At 60.8% G+C, this 25,303-nt stretch carries 14 protein-coding genes; 3 read left to right on the plus strand and 11 right to left on the minus strand.

The genetic code is table 11. The annotated features are described in order from the left end of the window. Positions 1 to 672 carry a phasin family protein gene (locus tag METRZ18153_RS0106180; protein WP_020163902.1) on the minus strand — a complete coding sequence of 224 codons (672 nt, stop codon included), beginning with the start codon at positions 670 to 672 and terminating at the stop codon, positions 1 to 3. Next, entirely contained in the window at positions 659 to 2,248 is a 1,590-nt protein-coding gene (locus METRZ18153_RS0106185; protein WP_232415981.1) for an acyl CoA:acetate/3-ketoacid CoA transferase, read from the minus strand. Before METRZ18153_RS0106185 ends, METRZ18153_RS0106180 begins: the two co-directional genes overlap by 14 nt. 176 nt (positions 2,249 to 2,424) lie before the next feature. Here METRZ18153_RS0106185 and clpB point away from each other — a divergent pair, with 176 nt between their 5' ends. Then, the gene (gene clpB, locus METRZ18153_RS0106190; protein ID WP_020163904.1) at positions 2,425 to 5,010 is read left to right on the plus strand and encodes an ATP-dependent chaperone ClpB; all 2,586 of its coding nucleotides are present in this window, start codon (positions 2,425 to 2,427) and stop codon (positions 5,008 to 5,010) included. Between the two features lie 53 nt (positions 5,011 to 5,063). Here clpB and METRZ18153_RS0106195 read toward each other — a convergent pair whose 3' ends face one another. Then, on the minus strand, positions 5,064 to 5,951 hold the full coding sequence (locus METRZ18153_RS0106195; RefSeq protein ID WP_232415982.1) for a cation efflux transmembrane domain-containing protein: 888 nt from the start codon (positions 5,949 to 5,951) through the stop codon (positions 5,064 to 5,066). A gap of 100 nt (positions 5,952 to 6,051) precedes the next feature. Here METRZ18153_RS0106195 and METRZ18153_RS0106200 point away from each other — a divergent pair, with 100 nt between their 5' ends. Then, positions 6,052 to 7,056 (plus strand): tRNA dihydrouridine synthase, encoded by a 1,005-nt coding sequence (locus METRZ18153_RS0106200; RefSeq protein WP_020163906.1) that lies wholly within the window; start codon positions 6,052 to 6,054, stop codon positions 7,054 to 7,056. Here METRZ18153_RS0106200 and METRZ18153_RS0106205 read toward each other — a convergent pair. From METRZ18153_RS0106205 to METRZ18153_RS20970, 6 genes are all read right to left on the minus strand, one after another. Beyond that, a complete protein-coding gene (locus METRZ18153_RS0106205; protein WP_043363790.1) occupies positions 7,011 to 7,838 on the minus strand; it encodes a mechanosensitive ion channel domain-containing protein in 828 nt (275 codons plus the stop codon). The genes METRZ18153_RS0106200 and METRZ18153_RS0106205 overlap by 46 nt on opposite strands. Before the next feature lie 55 nt (positions 7,839 to 7,893). Beyond that, the gene (locus METRZ18153_RS0106210; protein WP_020163908.1) at positions 7,894 to 9,027 is read right to left on the minus strand and encodes an alpha/beta hydrolase family protein; all 1,134 of its coding nucleotides are present in this window, start codon (positions 9,025 to 9,027) and stop codon (positions 7,894 to 7,896) included. Positions 9,028 to 9,113: 86 nt separating this feature from the next. Next, complete coding sequence (locus METRZ18153_RS0106215) at positions 9,114 to 10,436, minus strand: GGDEF domain-containing response regulator (RefSeq protein ID WP_020163909.1); 1,323 nt, start codon at positions 10,434 to 10,436, stop codon at positions 9,114 to 9,116. 500 nt (positions 10,437 to 10,936) lie between these two features. After that, on the minus strand, positions 10,937 to 12,130 hold the full coding sequence (locus METRZ18153_RS21075; RefSeq protein WP_232415983.1) for a hypothetical protein: 1,194 nt from the start codon (positions 12,128 to 12,130) through the stop codon (positions 10,937 to 10,939). Between the two features lie 233 nt (positions 12,131 to 12,363). Continuing rightward, positions 12,364 to 12,834 carry an antitoxin Xre-like helix-turn-helix domain-containing protein gene (locus METRZ18153_RS0106225; RefSeq protein ID WP_029143589.1) on the minus strand — a complete coding sequence of 157 codons (471 nt, stop codon included), beginning with the start codon at positions 12,832 to 12,834 and terminating at the stop codon, positions 12,364 to 12,366. A 118-nt stretch (positions 12,835 to 12,952) separates the two neighbouring features. After that, on the minus strand, positions 12,953 to 13,462 hold the full coding sequence (locus METRZ18153_RS20970; protein ID WP_020163912.1) for an HAD domain-containing protein: 510 nt from the start codon (positions 13,460 to 13,462) through the stop codon (positions 12,953 to 12,955). Positions 13,463 to 14,237: 775 nt separating this feature from the next. Between METRZ18153_RS20970 and METRZ18153_RS0106245 the strand changes: the two genes are divergently transcribed. After that, positions 14,238 to 14,717, plus strand: a complete 480-nt coding sequence (locus tag METRZ18153_RS0106245; protein WP_020163915.1) for a hypothetical protein — start codon at positions 14,238 to 14,240, stop codon at positions 14,715 to 14,717. 508 nt (positions 14,718 to 15,225) lie between these two features. Here METRZ18153_RS0106245 and METRZ18153_RS20520 read toward each other — a convergent pair. Next, on the minus strand, positions 15,226 to 16,860 hold the full coding sequence (locus METRZ18153_RS20520) for an amidohydrolase family protein (protein WP_157257209.1): 1,635 nt from the start codon (positions 16,858 to 16,860) through the stop codon (positions 15,226 to 15,228). A gap of 28 nt (positions 16,861 to 16,888) precedes the next feature. After that, on the minus strand, positions 16,889 to 24,766 hold the full coding sequence (locus METRZ18153_RS20525; protein WP_081629069.1) for an RHS repeat-associated core domain-containing protein: 7,878 nt from the start codon (positions 24,764 to 24,766) through the stop codon (positions 16,889 to 16,891). Positions 24,767 to 25,303 lie beyond the last annotated feature (537 nt).

The following is a 25,303-nucleotide window of genomic DNA, read 5'->3' on the forward strand; positions in this document are numbered from 1 at the left end:
TCAGGCCGACGGCTTCTTGCTGCGCGAGGTTGCCGGCTTGGCAGCGGATTTTGCGGCCGGCTTGGCGGCTGGTTTTGCCGCCGTTTTCGAAGCCGCTTTCGGTGCCGCTGCCTTCGGGGCGCTCGCCGGCTTCGCGGCCGGAGCCGCTGCCGCTGCGGCCGCAGCCGGTGCCTTGGCGGCCTGGCTGGCAGCGGTGCCAAACTGCTGGAAGGCGGTGCGCGCGACAGTGCTGATCTGTTCGAAGGCCTGACGCGCCTTGTCCATCGCGTCCTGCATGGTGCCCATCGACTGCTGGCTGCTGATCGGCATGCCGGCCAGCATCTTGCGCAGGCTGTCCATCAGGTCCGAGCCACCGCTGTTCAGCTGTTCCCCGACCAGGCGGCCGAACTCGGCCTGGGTTTCGGCGGTGATTTCGGCGATCTGGCGCGCGCAGCCGAGCATTTTCTCGGTGGTGTTGCGCGCCAGCCGGGCGCGCAGCTCGACCTGTGCCGCCGGCTCACGCGTTTCCGTCACGGCGCGGGCGTTGTTGACGCTTTCCTCGAACAGAGCGCGGGCGGTATCCACCTGCAGCTGCATGATGCGCTGCGAGTTGTCCATCGAAAGCTGCGCCAGACGCATGGCCGCCTCGATGTTCTTCTTCTGCAGTTCCGACATCTGTTCAGTTTTGTTCATCGCGAGACTCCTCGGTGGGGGAAACAGGATTGTGCCGCCACAGCCCGGACAGTGCCATGACACGGTCGGCAAAAATGGCAGGGTGCATGGTGCGCAGCGCCGGTGACACCTGCGGCGTGAAGTCCATGTGGGCGAGCACGTCGCGCGCCGGGTCGATGCCAGGTGCGACCTCGATCAGTTCGATGCCGTCGTCGGCCAGCCTGAACACAGCGCGTTCGGTCACGTAGAGCACCTGCTGTCCGCGTCGCCGCGCCTCGCGGCCGCTGAAGGTGCGGTGCTCGACCGCCTGCACGAACTTGCGGCTGTTGCCTTCGGCATCGATCACCAGGGCGCCGTCGCGTACCGCGATGTCGGCGGCGCCGGCGGTGAAGCTGCCGACGAAAACGAGCCGGCGCGCGTTCTGCGAAATGTTGATGAAGCCACCGGCGCCGGCCAGCCGGTGACCGAAGCGCGACACGTTCACATTGCCTTCGGCGTCGGTCTGCGCCATGCCGAGGAAGGCGACGTCCAGCCCGCCGCCGTCGTAGAAGTCGAACTGGTAGGGCTGGTCGATGACCGCCTGGGTGTTCACCGCCGCGCCGAAGTCGAGGCCGCCGGCCGGTATGCCGCCGATCACGCCGGGCTCGGCGGTCAGCGTGACGGCGTCGATCAGGCCTTCTTCGGCCACCACCGACGCGACGCCTTCCGGCATGCCTATGCCCAGATTGACCACATTGCCCGGCTGCAGCTCGAAGGCGGCGCGGCGGGCGATCACCTTGCGGATGTCCAGCGCCATCGCCGGCAGCGCGTCGGCGGCCAGCCGCGACTCGCCGGAATAGGCCGGGCTGTAGGCGGTGGCGAAGGTCTGGTGGTGGTGTTCGGGTGGCGATACGACGACGCAATCGACCAGCACGCCCGGCACCTTGACCTGGCGTGGGTTCAGTTCGCCGCGTTCGACGGTGCGTTCGACCTGCACGATGACCAGGCCGCCCGAGTTGTGCGCCGCCATCGCGACCGCCAGCGCTTCCTGCGTCAGCGCCTCGCGTTCCATCGTCACGTTGCCATCCGGGTCGGCGGTGGTGCCGCGCACGAGGGCGACATGGATCGGGAACGCCTTGTAATAGAGGAAGTCCTCGCCGTCGATCTGCATGCGGCGCACCAGATCGGTGGTGGTGGCCGCATTGATCTTGCCGCCGCCGTGCAGCGGATCGACGAAGGTGTCCAGTCCGACCCGCGTGAGCTGGCCCGGACGGTGCGCGGCGATGTCGCGGAACAGCTGCGAAATGACGCCCTGCGGCAGGTTCCAGGCTTCGATCTGATTGCTCACCGCCAGCGCCTGCAGCCGCGGCACCAGGCCCCAGTGGCCGCCGATCACGCGTCTTACCAGGCCGGCGTGACCGAAGTGGTTCAGACCGCGGTGCCGTCCGTCGCCCTGGCCAGCGGCGTAGACCAGGGTGAGGTCGCGCGGCGCGCCGCTGTCGAGGAAGCGCTGTTCGACCGCGATGGCGAGGTGCTCGGCGAAGCCGATACCGACGAAGCCGGTGGTGGCCAGCGTGGCGCCGTCCGCGATGCGCGCCACGGCGTCGGCTGCGCTCATGATCTTGCTGCGGGTGTGCGGCATGTGGGACGACTCGGGCATCGGAAGCTTGTGGCGTGCGATGACGTCACTTTACCGGACGTGGAGGCCGTATTTGACCCGCATCAAGCGTTTGCCGGTTGAAAAGCGGATCGTTCGCCCCAGATAGCGTCCAGACAAAGTTCACGGAGGCGTTCATGCGTTTCGACAAGCTCACCACCAAATTCCAGCAAGCGCTGGCCGATGCCCAGAGTCTGGCGGTCGGTCGCGACCATCAGTACATCGAGCCGGCCCACCTGATGCTGGCGCTGCTCAACCAGGACGACGGCGCCACTGCGTCGCTGTTGCAACGCGCCGGCGTCAATGTCGCGCCGCTGAAGAAGGCGGTCGAGGACGCGCTGTCGCGCATCGCGACGGTCGAGGGACACGGTGGCGAGGTGCAGATCGGCCGCGATCTGACCAATCTGCTCAACGTCGCGGACCGCGAGGCGCAGAAGCGCGGCGACCAGTTCATCGCCTCCGAAATGTTCCTGCTCGCAGCCACCGCCGACAAGGGCGACCTGGGCCGCCTGCTGAAGCAGGCCGGGCTGGAGCGTGCCGCGCTGGAAAAGGCGGTCGAACAGGTGCGCGGCGGCTCGTCGGTGGGTTCGGCCGAAGCCGAAGGATCGCGTGAGGCGCTGAAGAAGTACTGCATAGACCTGACCGAACGGGCCGCTGCCGGCAAGCTCGATCCGGTGATCGGCCGCGACGACGAAATCCGCCGCGCCATCCAGATCCTCCAGCGGCGCACCAAGAACAATCCGGTGCTGATCGGCGAGCCGGGTGTGGGCAAGACCGCCATCGTCGAGGGGCTGGCGCAGCGCATCGTCAATGAGGAAGTGCCGGAAACGCTGAAGGGCAAGCGCGTGCTGGTGCTGGACATGGCCGGCCTGCTGGCCGGTGCCAAGTACCGCGGTGAATTCGAGGAGCGTCTGAAGAGCGTGCTCAATGAGGTGGCCAAGGACGAAGGCCGCATCATCCTGTTCATCGACGAAATCCACACCATGGTGGGCGCCGGCAAGGCCGAGGGCGCGATCGATGCCGGCAACATGCTGAAGCCGGCGCTGGCGCGCGGCGAACTGCACTGCATCGGCGCCACCACGCTGGACGAGTACCGCAAGTACATCGAGAAGGACGCCGCGCTGGAGCGCCGCTTCCAGAAGGTGCTGGTGGACGAGCCGACGGTGGAGGCGACCATCGCCATCCTGCGCGGCCTGCAGGAGAAGTACGAACTGCACCACGGCGTCGACATCACCGACCCGGCCATCGTCGCCGCGGCCGAGTTGAGCCACCGCTACATCACTGACCGCTTCCTGCCGGACAAGGCGATCGACCTGATCGACGAGGCCGCTGCGCGCATCAAGATGGAGATCGATTCCAAGCCGGAGTCGATGGACAGGCTCGAACGCCGCATGATCCAGCTGAAGATCGAGCGCGAGGCGGTGAAGAAGGAGAAGGACGAGGCGTCCATCCGCCGGCTCGGCCTGATCGAGGACGAACTGGTCAAGCTGCAGCGCGAATTCAACGACCTTGAAGAGATCTGGAAGGCCGAAAAGGCCCAGGTCATGGGCAGCGCCCACATCAAGGAAGAGATCGAGAAGGTGCGCGTGCAGATGGCCGACCTGCAGCGCAAGGGCCAGTTCGACAAGCTGGCCGAACTGCAGTACGGCACGCTGCCGCAGCTCGAGGCGCAACTGAAGCAGGCCGAGAAGGGGGGCGAAGCCAAGCTGCCCAACAAGCTGCTGCGCACCGAAGTCGGCGCCGAGGAAATCGCCGAGGTGGTGTCACGCGCGACCGGCATTCCGGTCAGCAAGATGATGCAGGGCGAGCGCGAAAAGCTGCTGAAGATGGAAGACCGTCTGCACCAGCGCGTGATCGGTCAGGACGAGGCGGTACGCCTCGTGTCGGACGCGATCCGCCGTTCGCGCGCAGGCCTCAGCGATGAGAACCGCCCGTATGGCAGCTTCCTCTTCCTCGGCCCGACTGGCGTCGGCAAGACCGAACTGTGCAAGACGCTGGCCGAATTCCTGTTCGATTCGGAAGACCACCTGATCCGCATCGACATGAGCGAGTTCATGGAGAAGCATTCGGTGAGCCGGCTGATCGGCGCGCCGCCGGGCTATGTCGGCTACGACGAGGGCGGTTATCTGACCGAGGCGGTGCGGCGCAAGCCCTACAGCGTCATCCTGTTCGACGAGGTCGAGAAGGCGCATCCGGACGTGTTCAACGTGCTGCTGCAGGTACTGGACGACGGTCGCATGACCGACGGTCAGGGCCGCACGGTGGATTTCAAGAACACGGTCATCGTGATGACCAGCAACCTCGGCAGCCAGATGATCCAGCAGATGGCGGGCTCCGATTACGGCGTGGTGAAGCTGGCGGTGATGAGCGAGGTGAAAACCTTCTTCCGGCCGGAATTCATCAACCGGATCGACGAGGTGGTGGTGTTCCACGCGCTGGACGAACGCAATATCCAGAGCATTGCGAAGATACAGCTCGCCTACCTGGAAAAGCGCCTGGCCAAGCTGGACATGGGCCTGCAGGTGTCGGACGCGGCGCTGGCCGAGATCGGCAAGGCCGGCTTCGACCCGGTGTTCGGTGCGCGGCCGCTGAAGCGTGCGATCCAGGAGCACATCGAGAACCCGCTGTCGAAGAAGATCCTCGATGGCAGCTTCGGGCCGAAGGACGTGATCGTGGTCGATGCCGACGCGGCAGGTCACTTCAGCTTCCACAAACCGAGCTGATTCTTACGTTGTTCGGGACGGGGGCAGGTCGCAAGGCCTGCCCCCGTCTGCGTTCACGCCCTCAGTTTCAGTATCCGCAGCGCACCACTGGCCACCAGCAGAGCGATCGCAGTGCCGATCGCGAGATCGGGCCAGCGGGTGCCGGTGGCCGCCACCAGTCCGCCGGCAATGATGACGCCGACGTTGGCCAGCGCATCGTTGGTCGAGAAGATCCAGCTCGCCTTCATGTGCGCGCCGCCGTCACGGTGACGCGCCATCAGCAGCAGGCAGGCGAGGTTGGCCGCCAGCGCCAGCAGTGCGACGCCGCTCATCCACAGCGGCTCCGGCTCGCTGCCGGATACGGCGCGCCGCACCACCTCGGCCAGTGCGCCGCCGGCCAGCAGCAGCTGCAACCAGCCCGACAGGTGGGCCACGCGCAGCTTGCCGGCCGCGCTGCGCCCCACCGCGTACAGGCCCAGGCCGTAGACCGACGCATCGGCCAGCATGTCCAGCGCGTCGGCGATCAGGCCGGTCGACTGCGCCCACAGACCGCTTGTCAGCTCGAACACGAACATCGCCGCGTTGATCGCCAGCAGCGTGCGCAGCACGCCGGCTTCGTCGCGGTCGGTAGCCGAGTCCGGCGGTGCGGCGCCCGATTCCGTGACAAGCAGTTCGGCGCCGAAGCCGAGCGCCGCGAGCTTCGTCTGCAGTGGCGCCAGCGGGCCGACGTGGTGCAGCGTCACGGTGCGCGCGGCGAAATCGATGCCGATGCCGTGCAGTCCGTCGGCGCCATCGAGTGCCATGCGGATCAGCCGCTCTTCCGACGGGCAATCCATGCCCGGTACGCGGAAGGTACTTCGTCGCCCGCCCGCTGCAGCTTCGTCGGGAAGAAGTGGCGACGGCGCGGCGGCGCAATGGCCGCTGCAGGCGCAGCCGCCGGAGCTGTCTGCTGAGGTATTCAAGGTGTGCCCGTTCAAGTGCGGGATAATCCCGCTTCGTTTTTCATCGTCGCATCCAATGTCCCCTGACGACCCGGCCCGCGTCAATACGCCGGCGCCCGCCATGCCCCGCCTGCTGCTCGCGCCGATGGAAGGTCTGCTCGACGCACGTCTGCGCGCAGTGGTGACGCAGGCGGCGCACTACGACTGGTGCGTCACCGAATTCGTGCGCGTGACCGACAGCGTGCTGCCGCCGCGCAGTTACCAGCGCGTGGCGCCCGAACTGAAAACCAGCTCGCGTACCGCCAGCGGGGTGCCGGTTCGCGTGCAACTGCTCGGCTCGGATCCGGCGCGGCTGGCCGACAACGCCGATCAGCTGGCGCGGCTGAATCCGGCCGGCATCGACCTCAACTTCGGTTGTCCGGCGCCGACCGTGAATCGCCATCGCGGCGGTGCGGTATTGCTGGACGAGCCTGAACTGCTGCACGACATCGTCAGCGCCGTGGGCCGTGCGGTGGCCGGGCGCGTGCCCTTCACCGCGAAGATGCGCCTGGGCGTGCGCGACACCTCGCGCGCCATCGAGGCGGCGCAGGCACTGGCCGAGGGCGGCGCGGAAATGATCGTCGTGCATGCGCGCACCAAGGCGGACGGCTACAAACCGCCGGCGCACTGGCCGTGGATCGCCCGCATCGCCGAAGCGGTGCGCGTGCCGGTGGTCGCCAATGGCGAAATCTGGTCGGTGGATGACTACCTGCGCTGCCGCAGCGAAAGCGGGCTGGCCGACGTGATGATGGGCCGCGGTGCGGTGGCCGATCCGCTGCTGGTCGAGCGCATCCGTGCGCGGCTGCGCGGCGATGACGCCATCGACCCGGCGCTGGACTGGCCGCGTATCGCACCGCTGCTCGGTGACTACTGGCAGCTCGTGCTCGGACATGTCGAGGCGCGTCACGCGGCGGGGCGGCTCAAGCAGTGGTTGAACCTGCTGCGCCGCGTCTACCCGCAGGCCGAACTGCTGTACCAGGCGATGCGCCCGGTGCGCGACAACGCACGTATCGGTGAACTGCTGGCGGCGGCGCTGCCGCGTCAGGCGGTTGCTGCGCTCTCCTGCACGCTCGGCGCAGCGGCCTGAACCCGCGCCAGATACTCCGACAGCACCCGCTGTTCGATACGCAGCCGCTCCTCGACCCGGCACGGAAAGGCCGCCACCAGCTGCGCGCCCTTGTCGCTCGCCAGATCGATGAACACGCGCGGGCGGGCCGAGGGCAGGCGGCTCCAGTGCGCGGCTTCGAGGTCGAGCAGGCCGCGCTCGGCTTCCTCGATCCATGGTTCGCATACCTCCAGCGCCGCCGCTTCGAGCAGCGCGCGTCTGTCCAGACAGGCGACCGGGTCGCCGACGAATACGCGCAGCGTCGTCAGCATGAAGTGTTCGTGCGGCGTGACGCGCAGTGTGCTGGTGATGACCGCGCTGTGCTGCAGCAGCACGCGGCTGCCATTGATCAGGTCAGCGTCGCCGCTGGCGTCGAGCAGGGTGCTGAGAAAGCGGATGTCAGCGACGCGCCCGCGCACGCTGCCAACCTCGATGAAATCGCCGACCTGGTAGGTCCGCGTCAGGAACAGTACGGTGCCGCCCATCGCTGAAATCAGGATGTCCTTGGACACGATGAGCGAGGCGCCGGCGACGGCCGCCAGCGGCAGCGAGGACTGGTCGCCGCCCAGTGTCCAGGTCAGACCGAGCAGCGCCAGGCAGATCAGCAGCGCGATATTGCGTATGGTGACCCAGGCCTGCTTGCGCTGTGACGGATCGTCAAAGCGCGCCGCGGCCACGCGGCGGGCGGTGCGGGTGATCAGCACGGCCAGCGCGACGATGACCAGCGAAACCAGCAGTTTGGTGAGCAGCGAGGGGTCGTACATCAGCGGAATCCGGACAGACAGGCCCGCCATTATCGCCGCCGGGCGCGGGAGGCGCTCAGTGCGACCGCATCAGGTGGTCGACCATGTTGATGATGGTGCGCATCTGCGGCGCTTCCCGCGTCGCGTAGCCGTACAGATCGCCCGGCGTGGTGTAACCCCACCAGTCCCAGCAGCCCATCGGGTTGCCGACGCTGTCCCAAAGCCCGCGCTCGAATGGTTCGATCGCGCCGACACGCGGGAACAGCAGCACCAGCTTCAACGGACCGGCCCAGCGGACGTAACCGGCGCCGTCGGTGAAGGCGCGGTAGGAGGCGTCACTCATCCCTTGCTTGCAGCCGTGCAGTGCGACGTGGATCTGGCAGCTTTCGCTGCCGCAGCGCTGGGGCACATAGACGCGCGCTTCCTCTGCGAGGCCCAGCGCGCGACGCCGGGTCTGCGCATCGCCGGGGCCGGCCGGCACGAATTCGGCCTGCTTGAGCACGTACCAGCGACCGTTACCCGCATTCGGGCGCGCGTCGGGCCGACGGCGCAGATGACGCAGCAGTTCGCCGGCGGCATCGAAGTCACAGCCGCTGACGTAGTCCTCGTCACGGGTATCGCAACTGCCCTGGGCAGGATCGCTGGTCGGCATGGTGTGCGGCGTCGACCGCGGCTCGCCCCGTTTTGGCACGGCGCCGAAGGCGCGGAAGTAGGCGTGCTGGGCGGCTGATGCCTTGGCGCCGACCACACGATCATCCTGTCCGCGGTATTCCCAGATCTGCTGCGAAGCGAGGCCGTCGACCGGATCGATCCGCCGCTGTCGCGCCAGCTTGTGTGTATCGCTCACCAGATCGTCCACGTCGATGTCGCGTTCGCCGGAACTGAACAGGGACAGCCCGAACAAGGGCCCGAACAGCTCGCGCAGGCGGTCGCGGCCGAGCACAAGGCAGTCGTTGGTGGCCCGCGTCACGAAGCCCTGTGCGCACAGATAGGGCGGCCCCGACACGATGCCGATCCCGCGCACCCGCGACGAATGTGCGACGCCCAGCTGGACCGCCATGGCGGCGCCGGACGACAGGCCGGACACGGTGAAGTCCGTGCGTTCGATCCGGTCGAGCACCGGTGGCGCTTCGGCCATCGCGGTGCGGATGGAGAATGTGGCAAGGAGCAGGGCAGCGAAAACGGCGTGGAGAGGACCGCGCAGGCGCATGAGGGTCGTCCGGGAGTATCGATGACGATTCAGTATGCGCAGCTGAATGCTGCATTGCAACAGTGTGGCGTGGACGCGGAGCCGCGTCAGGACGAACGGTAACGGCGATACTGTCCGCGGCCGGCGCGCTTCGCGTCGTACATCGCCTCGTCTGCGCAGTCGATCAGGCCGGCCGCGTTGTCGGCGTCGTCGGGATAGAGCGCGATGCCTATGCTGGCACCGATGTGCAGCGTGTGGCCGCTCACCTCGAACGCGGTGCCGAGCGCTCCGACGATGCGCGCCGCAAGCTGGGTGCAGGGCTGGGACTCGTTATCCAGCAAAGGCATCAGCACGACGAACTCGTCGCCGCCAAGCCGCGCGACGGTGTCCTCGCTGCGCAGCTCACATTGCATCCGATCGGCGACCTCCTTCAGCAGCAGATCGCCCACTGCGTGCCCGTGCTCGTCGTTCACCTCCTTGAAACGGTCGAGATCGACGAACAGCAGGCCGACCCGCGCCGTGCGCCGCTGCGCCTGCTTGAGCGCCTGTGCCAGGCGTTCCAGCAGCAGGGCGCGGTTGGGCAGGCCGGTCAGGGTGTCGTGACTGGCGCGCCGCATCAGCGCCTCGTCGGCGAGCCGCTTCTCCGTCACGTCGACAAAGAAGCCCGCCAGACAGCGGCGGCCATCGATTTCGATCAGGTTGTGCGTGATGTCGGCATGGAAGAGCACGCCATCCTTGCGACGCATCAACGCGCCCTCGAGGCGGCCGCTCTCGATACCGGCGCAGCGCGCGAACTGTTCCACGTTGGCGGGATACAGTTCGGGCGGCTGCAGGTCGCGCCACTCGAGTGCGCGCATCTCGTCGCGCGAGTAGCCCAGCATGGCGCACAGCGCCGGATTGGCGTCGACACAACGACGGCTCGCCACGTCGACGATCAGGATGCCCTCTGCCGACGTGGCAAACAGGATTTCCGAGCGGCGCAGCGATTCGCGCAGCTGGCGCGCAGCCTCAGCAGCGCGCAGCACGAAGCGGATGCGATGTGGCAGCAGGGTCCAGCTGATCGGTTTGGTCAGGAAGTCGCTCGCGCCGACGGCAAAGGCACGTTGCACCGATGCGGCATCGTCGCTCGCCGTCATGATGATGATGGGGCAGGTATCTTCGCCGCCCAGTTCACGCATGCGGGCGCAGGTTTCGTAACCGTCGGCACCCGGCATGTGCACGTCCAGCAGCGCCAGATCGGGCGGTGCCTGGCGGAATGCCTCGATTGCGGCGAGGCCGTCGGCCACGGCGTGCATTCTCATGCCGCGTGTCGACAGCACCTTGCTCACCATCAGCGGGATGATGGGATCGTCGTCGGCAACAAGGATGAGCGGCGACTCGTCGTCCGTCTTTTCGCGGTCAATGTCGGGGTTGTGTTGCTCGCCGTGCATTCCGGGCGCTCTCCGCATATCGGTTCCAGGGTCTGGAAGAAGCCCGCACGCTGACCGGGCTGCACGTGCGGGCGGCGCGTCACCGGCAGGCTTCATCGCCGGCGGCATATTCCGCTCCAGGGTGGATATTCGGCCGGAAGGCCGGGCGGCGCAACCGTGCGAGGACTCCGGATGATGCGAAGTGCACATCGGAAGAGCTTCCGGGCGGCGGTCCCGGACGGTGCAGCAAGCAAGGGCGTCGGGCGCCGCTCGCGGAGACGAACGCCGTCGGCGCGACCCGATCACGATGCGATCAGGCAGGAAAAAGGGCCCGTGTGCCGTTACCCGAAAAGTGACCTGCGGCTAAAACATAACCTGTCCGTTTTCAAGCGGTTACGCGTTCGGTCACCTACACGGATAATGCATATTCTGTCCAATCGGCAGAAAATAAGGCATAACCTTTCCGAACAGAATTCCCTTTATAAACAAAGGTTAGGTTTGTTTTGATGATGGGTGTGGACCTACCAGTAGCCCGGTGGCCGCTTTGGTTCAGGTGCGTCCAGGATGGGGTCGGAGACGAGCACGAGCGGATCCAGCCAGTCGGCCTTTGCGCGCGCCCAAGCGAGCCAAGCCTCAACTTCCCCGCTGATTGGTGCTTGCGCTTTTTCCCGCTGCTCCACGAGGTCGGCGTAGGCGCGTAACCTTGCCGCTCGCTCCCAGTTGGATACCTCTGCCTCAAGTTGCTCAAAACGCCGTATTTCATCTGCACGACGCTTCGTCAGAAACTCGTACTGGGCTACCGCACGACGGTGCGCTTCCTTCCGACGCGCTTCTTCCTGCTCCCTGGCGTGGGTTTCCTGTGCCAGCTTCACGATGCCGCCGGCTACCTCACCCAAGCGTAGTTCAAGCTGCGTTTTGGGCGTGTCTTTCCATGATCTGGACGGCCAGCGGCCAACTTGGATGGTCAAGATCCCGGTCGGTCTGAAGTCATACTGCGGGATTTTTGGATAGCTGATCGAGCTGTCCAGCCGCGATCGATTCCAGTATCGCTTCTGCGCCCGCTCCTCGGCGGGCGTCAATACATGCTGAGCCCTCGGCACGTATTCAGTGAGTGAAAACGCCATCGTCGTGCCTGTTTCAAGCGACTTGATCAGGGTTAGACCGTTCTCCGCATCGATTTCAAACGCGAATCCGTGTTTGATCAGCACTTTGACAAGCGAATCTGCAATGGCAAGTGCCCGGTCTAGCGTCCCTATGGTCACCGACAGGTGCAGCACTTCCTTCGGGGCGGAACGCAGCGGAGGGTCTTCTGGCCAGCCATCGCGTCTGCGCAGGCGCCTGGATGCGGCGAGCACGAGAGGATGTGGGGCCGATGCGTCCTCCGGCAGAGACAAGGACGCAGTGTCTTTACGCACCCGTGCGGCGGTCTTGCTGGCTGCCTCGCGTCCAGTCAGTTGTTCCATCGGCAGCTTGACCAGACCTGTCGGCACAGACCCTGAGCTTTTCAGCTCGGGAAGCGGCACCCGCCGCATGATTCGTCCGGCTTTGACTTTGGCCCAGTAGCCCCGGCTGGGAATGGGAATAGCCAGTGACCTGCAGATTTTCGCCAGTCCGACATCAGAGAGACCATAGCGAGGCGCAACCACCACCATAGGCTCGGTCCAGACTTCGTTGTAGAGCGTTTCCCGGTCAACCGGCTTCTCGGTCTCTGACATTACCGTTTCCAGCCTGCCTGACCTGCTCCCGACTTTTCGGACCGTTTGAAACTTGAGAGGATGGCTTCCAGAGAGCCGTCCGGGCTTTCGCGGAGACTCGTGCGGTTAAGTCAGGCGGCCACCACGGAAACCTGGCAGATAAGTTACGGACAATAGTTCGCCTCGGACCCTGCGAGCGGAATGTAGTCGGTAGGTTCCTGCAGGCAGAGGGGGAGTCGCGTTTGTCGCCGGAATTAGGCATATGCGCCCGTGACGTTGTGAGAGAGCAATTCGGACAAGAGCTGCAGTCCTGTGGACGTGTGGAGAAACTCCAATGCCAGCCTGCCGCCGAGCGCAGGCTGAGGTGCCATTAGCCAGTTGCCTGTCCACGCTGCTGCATCAAAGTTCGAAGGATCACCACACTCTTCCACCATCTTTTGTACCTGGCCAACTATGCGCTGCAGGCCCAGCACACGTTCGCCCTGATCCGCGGGCAGAGCGTCCCCGTTCTTAGCTTTGCGGCGGATCGTTGTGGGAGGCACGCCCAGCGCACGTGACAGGTTAACAATAGGCAAGCCGAGCAAGGCAGCCAGTTCTTCGAGTTCCATGGCCGGAACCCCCTGGCGAATGGCGGCTTCACGCTCTCCCAAACTCACCGAATTCAACTCGTGAAAACGCCGGATCGCTTGCTCCTTGTCCCCAGTACTCAACACATTGCGCGTCATCGCGTCCTCTCCCAACACAACACTCGTCGCTGCAGCCCTGCTGACTCCTCCAGCCTACGAGCCCGCCACTTAGCAAAGCCCTCTGCGGGCTCTGCGGCGATGCTACGCATCGTCGATCTCAGCGACATAGAAGTGCGAGCTTATCTCGCAACTCAACCTGTGCCGATGCTGCGCCGAGTCCAAGTAGCGAGTCTGTAAGGACCAAGTTTGAGCGGTGCTCATCCGACCAACCAATACCGTCATCGTCAACCGCTAGCCAACGCTCGTGACGGTGCCTAGCAACGTTCCGCTGAATCTGCTCGTACCTAGTCAGTTTCTCCCACCCGCGCGGCACCGTCTCATGCCAAGTCGCGCCGACCACACGGCGCTGTAATGAATCGGGCAAGTACGCTCGGGCGACATCGAATCCAAGCTGCCGTACCCAGCTCGTCGCGAGGACAATCTGCAGCGCTGGATAGGGCTCCAACAGCTCGTCGAGGACTTCCGACCACTCAAACAAACTGAAACCGTCCATACGCAGAACGATCCGCTCGCCGACTCGATAGACTTCGTCGGGGTGTAGTACTCCGTCAAAGTCAAGAAACAGCGTAGGGAGCTTTGGCTCTCGCTGCCTGATACCGGTGACCACTGTTATGCACTCCCCATTCGCCAGTTCGGTGGAGAGTATGCGTCAGGGCCAAGGCCGCGTGGCGGACGGTGGGGGATTGCGGCTTTATGGAGTGCCGGTGCAGCGCGCGTCTGTTGGGGCCGACCAAATGGAGGCTACCGGCCGAAATCGTCGTCCGAGGGAGCACAGCAGGTCGGCGAGCTCGGTCGGCTGAATCCAATTCACCCTGCAACGCCGGCGTCGAGTGACATTACATACCTGATCACGTCGTCAACACGTCCTTTCGCCACAAGACGCTCAGCAGTCTCGTGACCGAATGGCACCAAAGGCTCATTGCGGAACCAGACGACCGTCCGCTCAATGTCGCCGTTCAGATCGCTGGCAGCGTGCAGAACACGCAGGGTGGCGCGTATGAAGCACTGCACGCGCTCCCAAGCTAGACGCGGATCTATGCGAATGCGTGATTAGCCGTATGGTCCATCGTCGTTCTCCTGAGCCGGAATGCGATATTTTCAGAAGTGCCAGCGGGGTGCGAAAGCTGCTCTCGAAAATCCAGACGATTCGCTCTCTCTCCACGCTAGATCTTGAGCCACTCGCTCCGGCGCAAGACGCTATTGCCCGGCTCGCAGCCCAGAAACTCTTTCAACAGATCGAGCAGAATGCACCCCGACATCATTGAGCAGTTCATGGCCGGTAGGCAGCCACGGCGGCTGACACTGATGTGGTTCCAGCGAAACCGACTGATGGTTGACTGGCAGGCACAGCGCCAGCTCATGGCCAGTTTTGAGGAGGGCGTATGAGCAAGAAACATCGTGGCCACGCCAAGGGTGACCCAGTGATGTATCAGACGCCGCTGCCCGCTGGCGGTGTGCAGATGGTGACATTCCTACCCTGGACGCTGGTGCGCCGGGGCCTGAAAAAGCAGGTCATCACGCCATTGGACGCGCCGCAGGAATTCCTGGACGAGGCTCAACGTGAGCGGCAGGTGCGTGAGATGGCGCAGGACACCCCTTTGCTGCGGGCGCTCGGCCTCGCACACCACTGGCAGCGCCTGTTGGACGAAGGACGGTTCAGTTCGATGACCGAGATCGCGGCGGCCGAGGGTATCGACCTCGGCCAAGCCAGCAAGATGAGCCGACTGGCGCAATTGGCACCCGACCTGATCGAAGCTATGGCCCTTGGACACCTCGAGGTGGGCATCAGCCAGTTGCTTCGCGGCAAGTTGTCGGCTTCCTGGCTGGCGCAACGTGAGGCCTTGGTGGCAGGCTCGCGCTGACATCTGTGCCACAGCGACACGCCGCCGCAAGGCGGTTTTTTTGTGCCTTTCGCTGTCTCGGTCGCGCGCTCTCGAGCAAGCGAAGATGCAAACTGACGCCCTGCAAACCCGCGCCAGTCCACGACTTCGGGCCTTGAATGCTCAAGAGGGCAGCAGAGAACGGAGAGAGAAAAACGGCGGAATGCACGCCGAAAAAGGCAACTTCGGGAGGGGCGTGCTCAAGAGGCCAAGGCCGGAAACCGCGCCAACACTGGCGTTTCGGGCAAAAAAATCCCAACCGATAAGGGTTGGGATTTTGGGTAGTGGTGGTGGGCCTTTAACCCGCGCCAAACCTAGATAACTCAGCGCCCTACAGCCGGTGCAAACCGCTGCGGAACGGTGCGGATCAGCCCCTTTTCCGTGCTGAATCGTAGCAGCTTGACCCGATCTCTGCCGCGATGCCCGCCGCCAGGATCGCCGCCAGTTCGATTCCGTGTTTCTCAATCGAACCCGCGTCCGCAAAGGGCGCTTATTCAGCTTTCTGCAATGAATCAAAACAACGCTTCGCGTTTCCACCAAACACTGCGGCCGGATCCAAACCGTCAGGAAGCGCCGCCAAGATATCGTACGGGTAACGGTCCCAGCGGCGCTCTTGCGAGAGCATCAGCCAGTCGCTTCCATACATCACCCGTTCTGCAACGACCGGGTACTCCTTCACGGCTTTGGCAAGTTTCTGTCGGGCAGAACAGCTCGCCAAGCCTTTCCGGCAACGCATCTCATCCCAATACCCGAGGTCCCCATACAGCCCAGTCCCCTGGGGGGTTGCCATCATGCCTGCGAGAGCGGCATTCCAATCGTCGTGCGATGAGTCGCCGCCGAAGTGACCGAGGTTGACTTTGGCCGGATGGGCCGATCCTCTCGCTGTGATCAAAGCTTGCCATCCGATGGGGCCCGCAGCTTCGTTGTGTGCGTCATCACTCCCCATGCTGTTTCCAGTGTGGGCCATCACAGGGACGTTTCGCTTGCTGCACTCTTCCCATAATCGAAGCAGTACCCGATCCAGGTCAGCTGCTGAGGGCATACCCGGCGTTGTGGGGATGCCGGGGGGATGGGCGTTCCCAAAAGGCCTGAATCCGTTGGGCGGATAGATCTTTACGCCCACGAACCCACGCCGGTCAAGGGCGTCGAGCACACGGGCCAAGGTCTTTCCGTTGTCCAGCACGTCGCTCCATGGGTTGTAGGCGACCAGCGGCCGCATGTAGCCGCCAGACAGTTGCGAAAGCAACTGGTGCAGCTTGATCTGGTCTTCATGCGCCGTGCGAGGAAGTGGCGTGAGCCAATGGTCAAAATCAACGAGAGCGCCAAGGACTTGGTCCACGCCAAACGCCGAGTCGCCGGTGCTGTAGGCGCGTTGGTAGGCCACCAAATTCATCCAGCGATAGCTCAGCATGTATCCGACAAAGGCCAATACGCCGTCGGCGTAAGGTGGTGGCTCTTCCGCTCCGTACAGCTCCACATCGGGCGCTTGCGACTGAAGATCGCGTTGCATTGCGTTGAGCAATGAATTCTCGTTCAACGATGGCGCATCCACCCCTTGAATCCGAAAACGGGAACGTGCTACGCCCTGAGCTTCGTTGTAGATGCGAACGAAATCAGGAACCACTTTCAATTGTTCATACAATCGGCCAGAAAGCTCCCGCAAATATTTCTCGCGCCTTTGATCAAGGATGCGAAATCTGTCATCTTCACTCATCACAGTGAAAGATGAGCCACCGGCAAGCGTCAACAGTTCATTGAATTCGTCAGAGGCGCGCGGTGCCGTGTTGCCTATCCACTCAGCGATGGGTGCAAGTGCTTTCAATAGTTCGCCAACAACTCCACCCTTCGAATGTGCCACAGGGCCTGCAAGATAACCTCGAATGGGAACGTCTCTGGCATTGAAGAAATGTGCGTGTACGTCGATGACATGCGTAGGAGCACCAACTGCTCTTCTAATCTTTGAGGGTTGAAAAACTGCATTCAATCCTGGTGGCAGCTCCGTCAATACCTCCTGCTTACTGCACGGCCAAAACGAAGCGCAACCGTGAAAGCCGAGCACAGGGACAGTCGCAATTAATCGCAGCAAAGATCTGCGACTAAACTCTTTTACGTGGGAAATCATCATTAATCTTCCACAATAATCAGAATTGCAATCAACGGCAGCGCTGAAGCTCTGTTCCGCACCTCGAGTGAATCTCATATCCGGCCGCTGGCGCGGCAGCCGGGACCGCAAAATACGTGGCAGGAACAATTAACGCGGCGTTCGCTGCACCATCAACTGCAGCACGTGCTCCCGAAAAGCTTTCCGCAAAACCATTTGGTAGAGTGCTTCGTGAAATGTACTCACGCATCCAATCGTGCGGGCCAGCATATGCCTCAATCATAGTATCCGAGAATGATCCCGCAGAATAAGGAGTCGCCCAGTCACCAGATAAAACCTGTCCAGGACCTGCTTGCCATCCACCAAACGCACAACTTGCACCGCAAGGCTGAGTAGGGTCAATATTTATTTCATAGCGTCCACCACCCAGCTTTACACCGTCCCCCATAAATCCTTTGCTATATCCTGGCTCTCCGATGTTATCAACTTGCTTGCCTCCAGCAATCTTCCCAACCCCTTTAGACTTCTCGATTTGATCATCCCGCATTGCGCGGTTTGCCCAGCTTAGGGCCGAAACAATCGCAGCAAACTTGAAACCATCTTCAAACTTCTGCCCCCTCAGAACAGAACCCAGCCCGCCATTTGCGCCCTCGTAAAAAACGCGCTGAAATGAATAAGATGCACCAAACTTATTCGCGATGCCGCCTGTAATAGCCCCAGTAATCGCACCGATCGCAGCACCTTTTAGCACATCATCTATACTGCCTCCATACAGAATTGGGCCCAAGGCACCAACTGCAGCGCCAGATATCACCCCCCCCATTATGAGCCCATATGCCGACACCGCCATAGGTCCGAGCACGACGGCCGCAGCAATGATTGCAACGGTCCTCCAATTTTGTTGGAGCCAATTGCCCACTTTATGAAGTTGATCGCCAATCCAACTAAGTGGCTTTCCAACTACAGCGTCAAGTACGTCCCCAACAGCTCCGCCAATAGCATTAAAGGCTCCCCCAACAGCATTACCAAGGTCTCTTAAAGCCCCCCCAAGAGACCAATATCCAGTTGGGTCAATTAAGCTCAGCGGATTGTTCAACACATAGCTATAGCGGTTGTGAGACTGTGAATATCCAGCGAATTGAATGAATGGATCAGGGCTGACAAATCTGGCAAGTGAAGGGCTGTAGACTCGCCCCCCCATGTGCACCAGATCCAGGTTGTCCAGATGCTCGTGCCCTGTGAATCCTTGGCGTACTGAGAAATAGGCACCTTGGTCTACTTGCCGGCGCTTTCCCCAAGGGTCGTAGTCAAACCGTTCAAGCACATCGCCGCGGTCGTTGAGCGTCGCCCGCAGCGAGCCCAATTGATCCTTGACGAAGTAGGTCATCCCAGTGCTGACCTCACTCGAGCGTAGCGGGTTATCCATGACCAGCATGCTGTACATGGGCGCGGCATGCCGGAAGGGAAAATGCCAATACGTGGTTTCGAAGAATCCCAGTGTTCCGGTCGGTGCAGAGATGAAGTGCCGCACACGGGTGCGCTCAGGCGTTGGGTTGAACGGAGGGGCATAGGCCTCTCTCACGATTTCGGTGTCCCCGAGGTAGGTCACCTCAAACCGTGTCTCCCCAGAGCGAGACTGCTGCGTAATCAACTCTCCATCTGCGCCGTAGCGGAAACTCGACTGATTGCGCTGCCCGTTAGAGATGCTGGTAACCCGTCCCTCAGCATCGTAGGCAAGCTTCTTGTCGCCAAGCTGAACCATGTTCCCGGAGGCATCATAAGAAAACGCCGACTGGGCACCGTTTGAGTCCCGCAAGCCGCATAGCGTTCTGGTTCTCTCGCTGTCGCAGTACTGGTAGGTACCGGTGTTTGACTTTTGAAGGATGTTTCCAAGCGGGTCGTAGCTGACCATGACGCGCTCACCGCCCAGGACGTGCGCAGCACTTGTGATGCGGTTCAGCGTGTCGTACTCGAAGCGCTCCGTCTTTTTGTTCGCGCGGTCTGCACGCTGCAAGACATTGCCCACCAGGTCGTAATCCAGCGTGAAGTCCTGAATGGCGGTTCCGGTCGGGCTGCGTGCAACCGATGCCGTCAAACGTCCTGAGTCAACATCAAACGTCTGCGTATTGACGACGCCGTTGCCCAAGCGCTCCTCGGTGACTCTGCCAAGTGCATCCACATTGAGAGACTCCCATGCGGTCTTCGCTTGGGCCGACCCGGAAATGAGCACGCGGCGCCAGAATCCGCCATTGTCATAGGCGTTCGCCACGATCAAGCCAGACGAATATTTGCGCTCTAGCGGTCGGCTTAGATCGTCATAGCTTTGCTCGATGCGCGAACGGTCCGTCCCCACTTGGAGATCAACAGAGCCCACTCGCCCATAGCGATCGTAATTGATGGCCCGCGTCGCTCCCTGTGAGGATTTGACTGCCACCAGGCGACCGATGGCGCTCGGGCCTTGGTCGAATTCGTAGTTGGCGACGTCTGTCTTGGAGCGACGTTCAACCAAACGTCCGAGCCCGTCGTACTTGAGATTGACCACTTCCCCACGGGCATCGGTTTGTTCAACGAGCTCCCCAAAGCCGTTGTACTTGTAGATCCATCGGCCGAGAGTCGGATCATCCAGCGCGATGCGTTGACCAGCGAGGTTGTATTCCGCTGTCGAAACGTGGCCAAGGGCATTGACGATGCGCGTCGCTTTGCCTGAAGCATCGAATTCGAACTGGGTGCGCCCCTTCAATGGGTCGACCGTGAGCGCGGTTCTCCCTCGCGCATCCTTCTCGATCACGGTCTCACGCTTGAGCGGATCGATAGCGATGGTCTTCAGTCCCTCATAGCGCGTGGACAAGATGACGCCATCCGGTCGACGCTCTTCGATCTGACGATCCAGCTCGTCATACCGCCGCACTGTTGATCGCGCTTGGTCCCCTTTAAATCTTGGGATGGTCGAACGGACAAGGCGACCCAAGGCGTCATAGCCGAACTCTACGATCACCGCCTTGCCTTCGAAGCCAGTTGAGGACTGCCAGCGCGGGCGCCCAGCCGCATCATGGGCGGATACGGTGGGAGGAAGCGTTCCGACCTGCTTGGTTACTGTGAATGCCAATTCACCGGAGCTGGAGAAATCAGTCTGCGTTGCCGTTACGACGCCGGTTGCATCTATCTCCTGACGGACACGCTGCAGCGAGTCGTAGCGAACGATTTGGTAAAGTCCGTTCGGATCAATCCTCTTGGTGATCGCGCCTGAAACCTCATCAAACTCCGCTCGGGATGTGTGGCCTAGGTTATTCGTGGTGGAAATAGGGAAGCGCCCCAGTGTGTCGTATTTCACTCGGGACGTACGCGCTGCTTCGCCAGTCTTGACGGAGGTGCGAGACGCCACCTTGTTGCCGAAGACATCGCGCTCGTACTCGATGACTGACTCTGATGGCGAACCTACGAGAGACACCTCTTTTACCAGTTGGCCAGTCTTGAGCGAGTACGAGAACGCGGCGCGCCTGGTCTGAGAGGGCTTGCCTGGCGAAAATTGTGTGACAGACGAACCAGTGAGTCTGGCCAGATGCCAGTCCACCAAGTTGTCGTCATACCGGTTAGTGGTTTCAGACCCTGACCCATCGGCGAATGTCGTCTTGATCTTGGTTGGGTTGCCGTTGTCGTCGTATGTGAATTCATCGACCTGACTGCTCAGCCCCATGCCCTTCAAATCAGCGTTGACACTCTCAGTGCGATCAAGCTTGACGCGTAGGATTTCGGGCGAAAAGCCGTCATCGATAGGCGCGCCATTCCTGCGAGAAAGCGAGAAAGCGGATACCGACCGCGATATCTCGACCTCTTTGCCACCTCGCAATCCCTGCACCACTCGCGTGGAGGCGATGTTGCCAACAAGACCGTCTTTCTGAACGAACTCGATAACCGTCCTTCGATTGCGCTCCTGGTCAGTTATCTCCTGGGTCGAGAACCCGTAAGATTTGCCCGTGCTCGTATCGACGCGATAGCCTTTGTACTTATAGGACGACGTGCGCTGAGGAATCCCGGGACCCACCACCTTCAAATCTGTAGCGACGTATCCAGGCATCGGCGGATCGAGAACAGGATACTCTGGACTCCTCTCGTCTTTCTGGCCTTCCCTTGTTCCCAAATACGCCTTGGGCGCCGCGCCTTCTTGATCAAACGCTATCCCGATGTAGGAGCGGTAGGTCAAAATGGATTGACGTCCGAGGCCATCTACTACCTCCGCTAGGAGATCGGTCTTGTAGGGGCGACTATCAGGTGCAGCGAATGGCTCGTTGATCCAGATGGCGGATGTGGTTTCAGACGCGCTTCGCTTGTAGATCTGCACTAGGTCAACGATGCCATCTCCGTTCAGATCCAGTGGACGTACACCGAGGTCCCCCCGGCCTTCTTCAGCGAAGGGCAGAGGTGGGGCATAGGCATCGAGATCTGCGTCCGGCTGACTGGGTTTGCTGATCCAGCCAACACCAGAGTTCAAGTAGACACCTTTCTCGTGCACCCCGTTGGCCAATACGCGGTGGTACACGACATCAACCAAACCATCTGCGTTGACATCTAGCAGCCTGTAGCCTTGGTCGCCCTTGGTATTCTTCATCAAGGCATCAACCGGCAGATCGTAGGCTTTCTCGTATTCCCAACCGGCCCCTGTGTTCAGGTAAGTCATATTGACCGCCTGGGAGCAAGAGCCTTCACAACGCTCTGCGTAAATCAGATCAGGAAGTCCGTCACCGTTAACGTCCTGGAAACTAACTTGGGGCGCCGATATTGCACTAGAAGCCGCATCGCTATCGTCAGAGTCGATGCGATGTAAAGGGGTATAGGTCGGTGAGAAAATCCACTTCCCATTTCGATTCAAATATGCGCCTTGAATCCACTTCTCCTCAAAAGGAAGTGGGCGGCCATCCGCGATCCTTTGCTGCCTTTCTTCATCCGTCTCGCTCTTCGGAACCGCCGAGCGGAATCGATAGACGAAATCCGGAAGACGATCTCCGTCAAGATCAATCAGTTCAACACGATTGTCCCTAACAGATGAAAGGGGACTTCCGGACTCACCGAGATCTTTCCGATACGGACGAACAAAGGGAACGGGAGGCAAGACATCGGCTCCCTTCGATTCAACCCATCTACCGACCCGTTGACCGGACGCAGTAGTCTCGATGCTATTTAGGAAGAGTTTTTGAACAAGGTGTGGAATTCCCTGCGCATCATCCTCCTCCCTTGATACGACGAGATCAGTTAATCCATCTCCGTTGATATCGACCGCTCGCACTCCCAACGACCCGACGCCCTCTTTAGCAAACGGCACTGGTGGAACATAGCCAGCGTAGCGTCCTTTGAAAATTGGATCAGTGACACTCTTCCAATAGCCCCCCTCCTGATCAACTGGAACGCTGCTCTTGCATTCCCGCATTAAGCTGCAATTTACATAAGCCTCAAGTACAGGCGGTTTGGATAAATCTGCAGGTTGATACGCATACAACAGATCAGTTAATCCATCCCCATTGATATCGACAAGAAAGACACCCGTATCTTTTAGATCTTCGGAGAATGTTGGCCGCGGAATTTTGTATCGAACGTCCGGCTTCCACGGATCCTGCTCTCCTGGCCGAAAAAGGTATGCAACTTTGATCAGCTTCCCATCCGCAGTCTTCTTTGTATATGCGATGTCAGCAAACCCATCGCCATTGAGATCCGGGAATCGAACACCGAGATCGGCCTTGTCAAATTGAGCGATCGTTTCTGGCGGGGTCAGCTGTGCATCAAGGCGCCAGCGCCCACCAGAATAAGAGTAGATGCTTGGGCGACCTTGATCCTTGAAGAATGCAAGCTGAGTCTTGCCCTTACCGAGAAGCTGAACTGCAGCAAAAGAAGATTGTCTGCCCGCAACGCTGTTGGGCAAAGGCTCCGGGGGAATATACGAATTCTCGGAGACCCATTCGTTCGAGGCAATTCTGTAAGCACCTGATTTCTGACCAGAAGACGTTCGGCCTTCACGCCAAAATATAAATTGAACTCCGTCCCCCCGAAGATCACCCATCTCAGCAAGCAGTTGCCCCGCACTTGAGCCGGTCTTGCTATAAAAGTAGGTATCGGGGAGAGGACGCGGGTCGAGTTGAAAGCCCTTGCTGGTCGCAAGCCATGCCTGCTGAACAGACCGACTGCCGACCTTGTAGGCAATGACGACGTCTTTGCATGTGTCGCCATTGAGGTCTGCCAGCTTTAGCGCTGCGTTATGCGGCACGGGGTCAAACGGCACCAACGTTTGGATGTCTTTGAGCGGTTCCCAACCTTTCTGTGTTGACCGGAACGCACTCCGAACAGCCGTACCGTCGACCTTTAGAAAGTTGTAAACGAGCTCGAGGCCCCCGTCGCAGTCCACGTCTAGCGCATAAACACCATTCAGTTGACCATCGGCATCAGTTGAGAACGGCAGTGGAGGCGCGAACTCTGGAAGCTGAACCCATTGGTTCCCAACTAGGCGGGCTGCACCGGACTTCGGGGCCTGATTCGGCGATGACCAAAGTAGAACGGGCTGCTTCTTAGCTTGAAGGTCGATCCACGTGCGCAAATAGCGGCCATCACGAGAAATCTTGAAACCCAACCCCGCGTTCGTGATCTTCTGCCAGCCCTTTGCCTGATCGGATATGTAGGTGAAGTCGTCCGTCAAGATGTCGTCAAAGCCATCACCGTCGAGATCAGCGACCAGATATGATTTACCAACCAAGTCAACGGGCGGATTCCACTTCACGTCGAGCTTTGACGGATGCCCGCTGGTCTCGTACTCGAAAGCGCCACTGACACTCTGGCCAGCTGCAGTAAAGCGATAGAACAGCTCAAGACCGTTCTTGCCCTGGATGTTGGCGAATTCAAAATTCTGCTTGCCAGTGACGTTCACAACGTCATCTGGAAGAGTTTTCTCGATTGCTTTCCATCCTCCCGTAGCACTGGCGTACACAAATTGAAGTGGCCGATACGAGAGCCCATCAGAACCGGACTCGGTCAGCGATATCAACTTTTGCGCTGGCCGGAATTTATCGATCGCTTCGAAGGTCGGTTTGTATTCCCGAAGTACCTTGCCTCGATATGAACTCACGATACGCTTCAGCAGTGTCTTTTGTGTCACCCTGCTTCCCAGCACGTACCTGAGATCGTACGGGTTTATTGGGGAGTATTCAAAAACCACCTTTGCGTAAGGTTGTAGTTTTGCTTGATCGTTGCCTGTATACGAGACCTCCAGGAGCCTATGATCGAGTCCATCGATAACATAGGAGAAGGTCATGTAGTTTCCAACACTGTCTTCGATTCGGTCGCATAGCCACGTCAATACCGGCCCGTTTGGATCCTGACTCACTCTCGAAGAGCTTGCACTGCCGAAGAAGAGCTTGAGGCCAGCCCTCGTGTTAACCACGATCCTTTGTGGACCTCGATCATTCCAGTCATAGGCACGGATTCGCGAATAGTTGTCGACTCTTGTTCGAAACTCTCGCGATCCATCTGTGTTCACCGAGACCTGCACCAACTTCTCGCCGTCCAGATAAAGGGCGTCTCGTTGTTCGAGGTACACGCCACGAACAGTTCCGTCCTCAGGGATGTTCCGCGGGCCTCGCTGAACGGAGGAAATACCCCCTACCGCCCAACCGAACCCATACGCCGATGGACCACCCCTGCTGTTGTAGGCGAGGACGAGTTTGGGCTCAATTCCGGCAGTGCCTGGCGGGACCCGAATGGGGATTGAATAACCTACGCTACCGTCAGGACCCACGTTTACCTGACCATCTGTTGTGCCTGGTGTGACGCCAACTGATGCCGCTCCAACGGAGAAGCAGAAAGACAGGCTGAACGCGAATATCACAAGTCTTAGTACCTGGAGCACCTTGGATATTTGATCCAGACGTGAATGAGTGGGACGTATATCCATCAGCGGAACTCCCAGACATAATTTATGCCGACAGTTGCCCCGCTCGGCCTACTTTGCAGGGTGCCCTGGCTTAGGCTTGATTCGATATACCCCACGTGGTAGTGCAAGCTTCGATTCGCATCGAGCTGCGAACGCCCCATCAGGCGCATTGACCACCCGTCCGTCTTTAGAACGTCCGTTCTCCAGCTATTGGCACTTGCACGGAGATCAATCTGATAAATGCCCCTCTGCCACAGCACTTGTGACGCGCCAATCGAGACCAACCGGCATGTTCCAGAAAGGTCGTTTTGGACTGTTAAATCGAGCTTTGTGGAAGAAAGACTATTTGAACTTGCGGTTAGGCTCGCGGCAGTGCAACCGCTGGAGTAACTCCCATCAATTCGAGCATGCACAATTCCTATATGCAGGTCCGCGTAAGGCAGCTTGTGGCTGTAAGTCGCCAGCAACTCGTAGGCGCGAGGTTCCGAAGATTGAGCGGACTGATTCAGCGCACCTGACAGTGACCAACCTCGATAAGTTGCCGTGCCTGCCAAGCGT

It is taken from the genome of Methyloversatilis discipulorum, assembly GCF_000385375.1.
Classification (GTDB): domain Bacteria; phylum Pseudomonadota; class Gammaproteobacteria; order Burkholderiales; family Rhodocyclaceae; genus Methyloversatilis; species Methyloversatilis discipulorum_A.

Excerpts from the sequence above, each read along its gene's own strand:
- METRZ18153_RS0106245 (WP_020163915.1), top strand. The coding sequence starts at position 14,238 with ATGAGCAAGAAACATCGTGGCCACGCCAAGGGTGACCCAGTGATGTAT.
- METRZ18153_RS20525 (WP_081629069.1), bottom strand. The coding sequence starts at position 24,766 with ATGGATATACGTCCCACTCATTCACGTCTGGATCAAATATCCAAGGTG.
- METRZ18153_RS0106205 (WP_043363790.1), bottom strand. The coding sequence starts at position 7,838 with ATGTACGACCCCTCGCTGCTCACCAAACTGCTGGTTTCGCTGGTCATC.
- METRZ18153_RS0106225 (WP_029143589.1), bottom strand. The coding sequence starts at position 12,834 with ATGACGCGCAATGTGTTGAGTACTGGGGACAAGGAGCAAGCGATCCGG.
- METRZ18153_RS20520 (WP_157257209.1), bottom strand. The coding sequence starts at position 16,860 with ATGATGATTTCCCACGTAAAAGAGTTTAGTCGCAGATCTTTGCTGCGA.
- METRZ18153_RS0106210 (WP_020163908.1), bottom strand. The coding sequence starts at position 9,027 with ATGCGCCTGCGCGGTCCTCTCCACGCCGTTTTCGCTGCCCTGCTCCTT.
- METRZ18153_RS0106215 (WP_020163909.1), bottom strand. The coding sequence starts at position 10,436 with ATGCACGGCGAGCAACACAACCCCGACATTGACCGCGAAAAGACGGAC.
- clpB (WP_020163904.1), top strand. The coding sequence starts at position 2,425 with ATGCGTTTCGACAAGCTCACCACCAAATTCCAGCAAGCGCTGGCCGAT.
- METRZ18153_RS0106200 (WP_020163906.1), top strand. The coding sequence starts at position 6,052 with ATGCCCCGCCTGCTGCTCGCGCCGATGGAAGGTCTGCTCGACGCACGT.
- METRZ18153_RS0106185 (WP_232415981.1), bottom strand. The coding sequence starts at position 2,248 with ATGAGCGCAGCCGACGCCGTGGCGCGCATCGCGGACGGCGCCACGCTG.
- METRZ18153_RS21075 (WP_232415983.1), bottom strand. The coding sequence starts at position 12,130 with ATGTCAGAGACCGAGAAGCCGGTTGACCGGGAAACGCTCTACAACGAA.
- METRZ18153_RS0106180 (WP_020163902.1), bottom strand. The coding sequence starts at position 672 with ATGAACAAAACTGAACAGATGTCGGAACTGCAGAAGAAGAACATCGAG.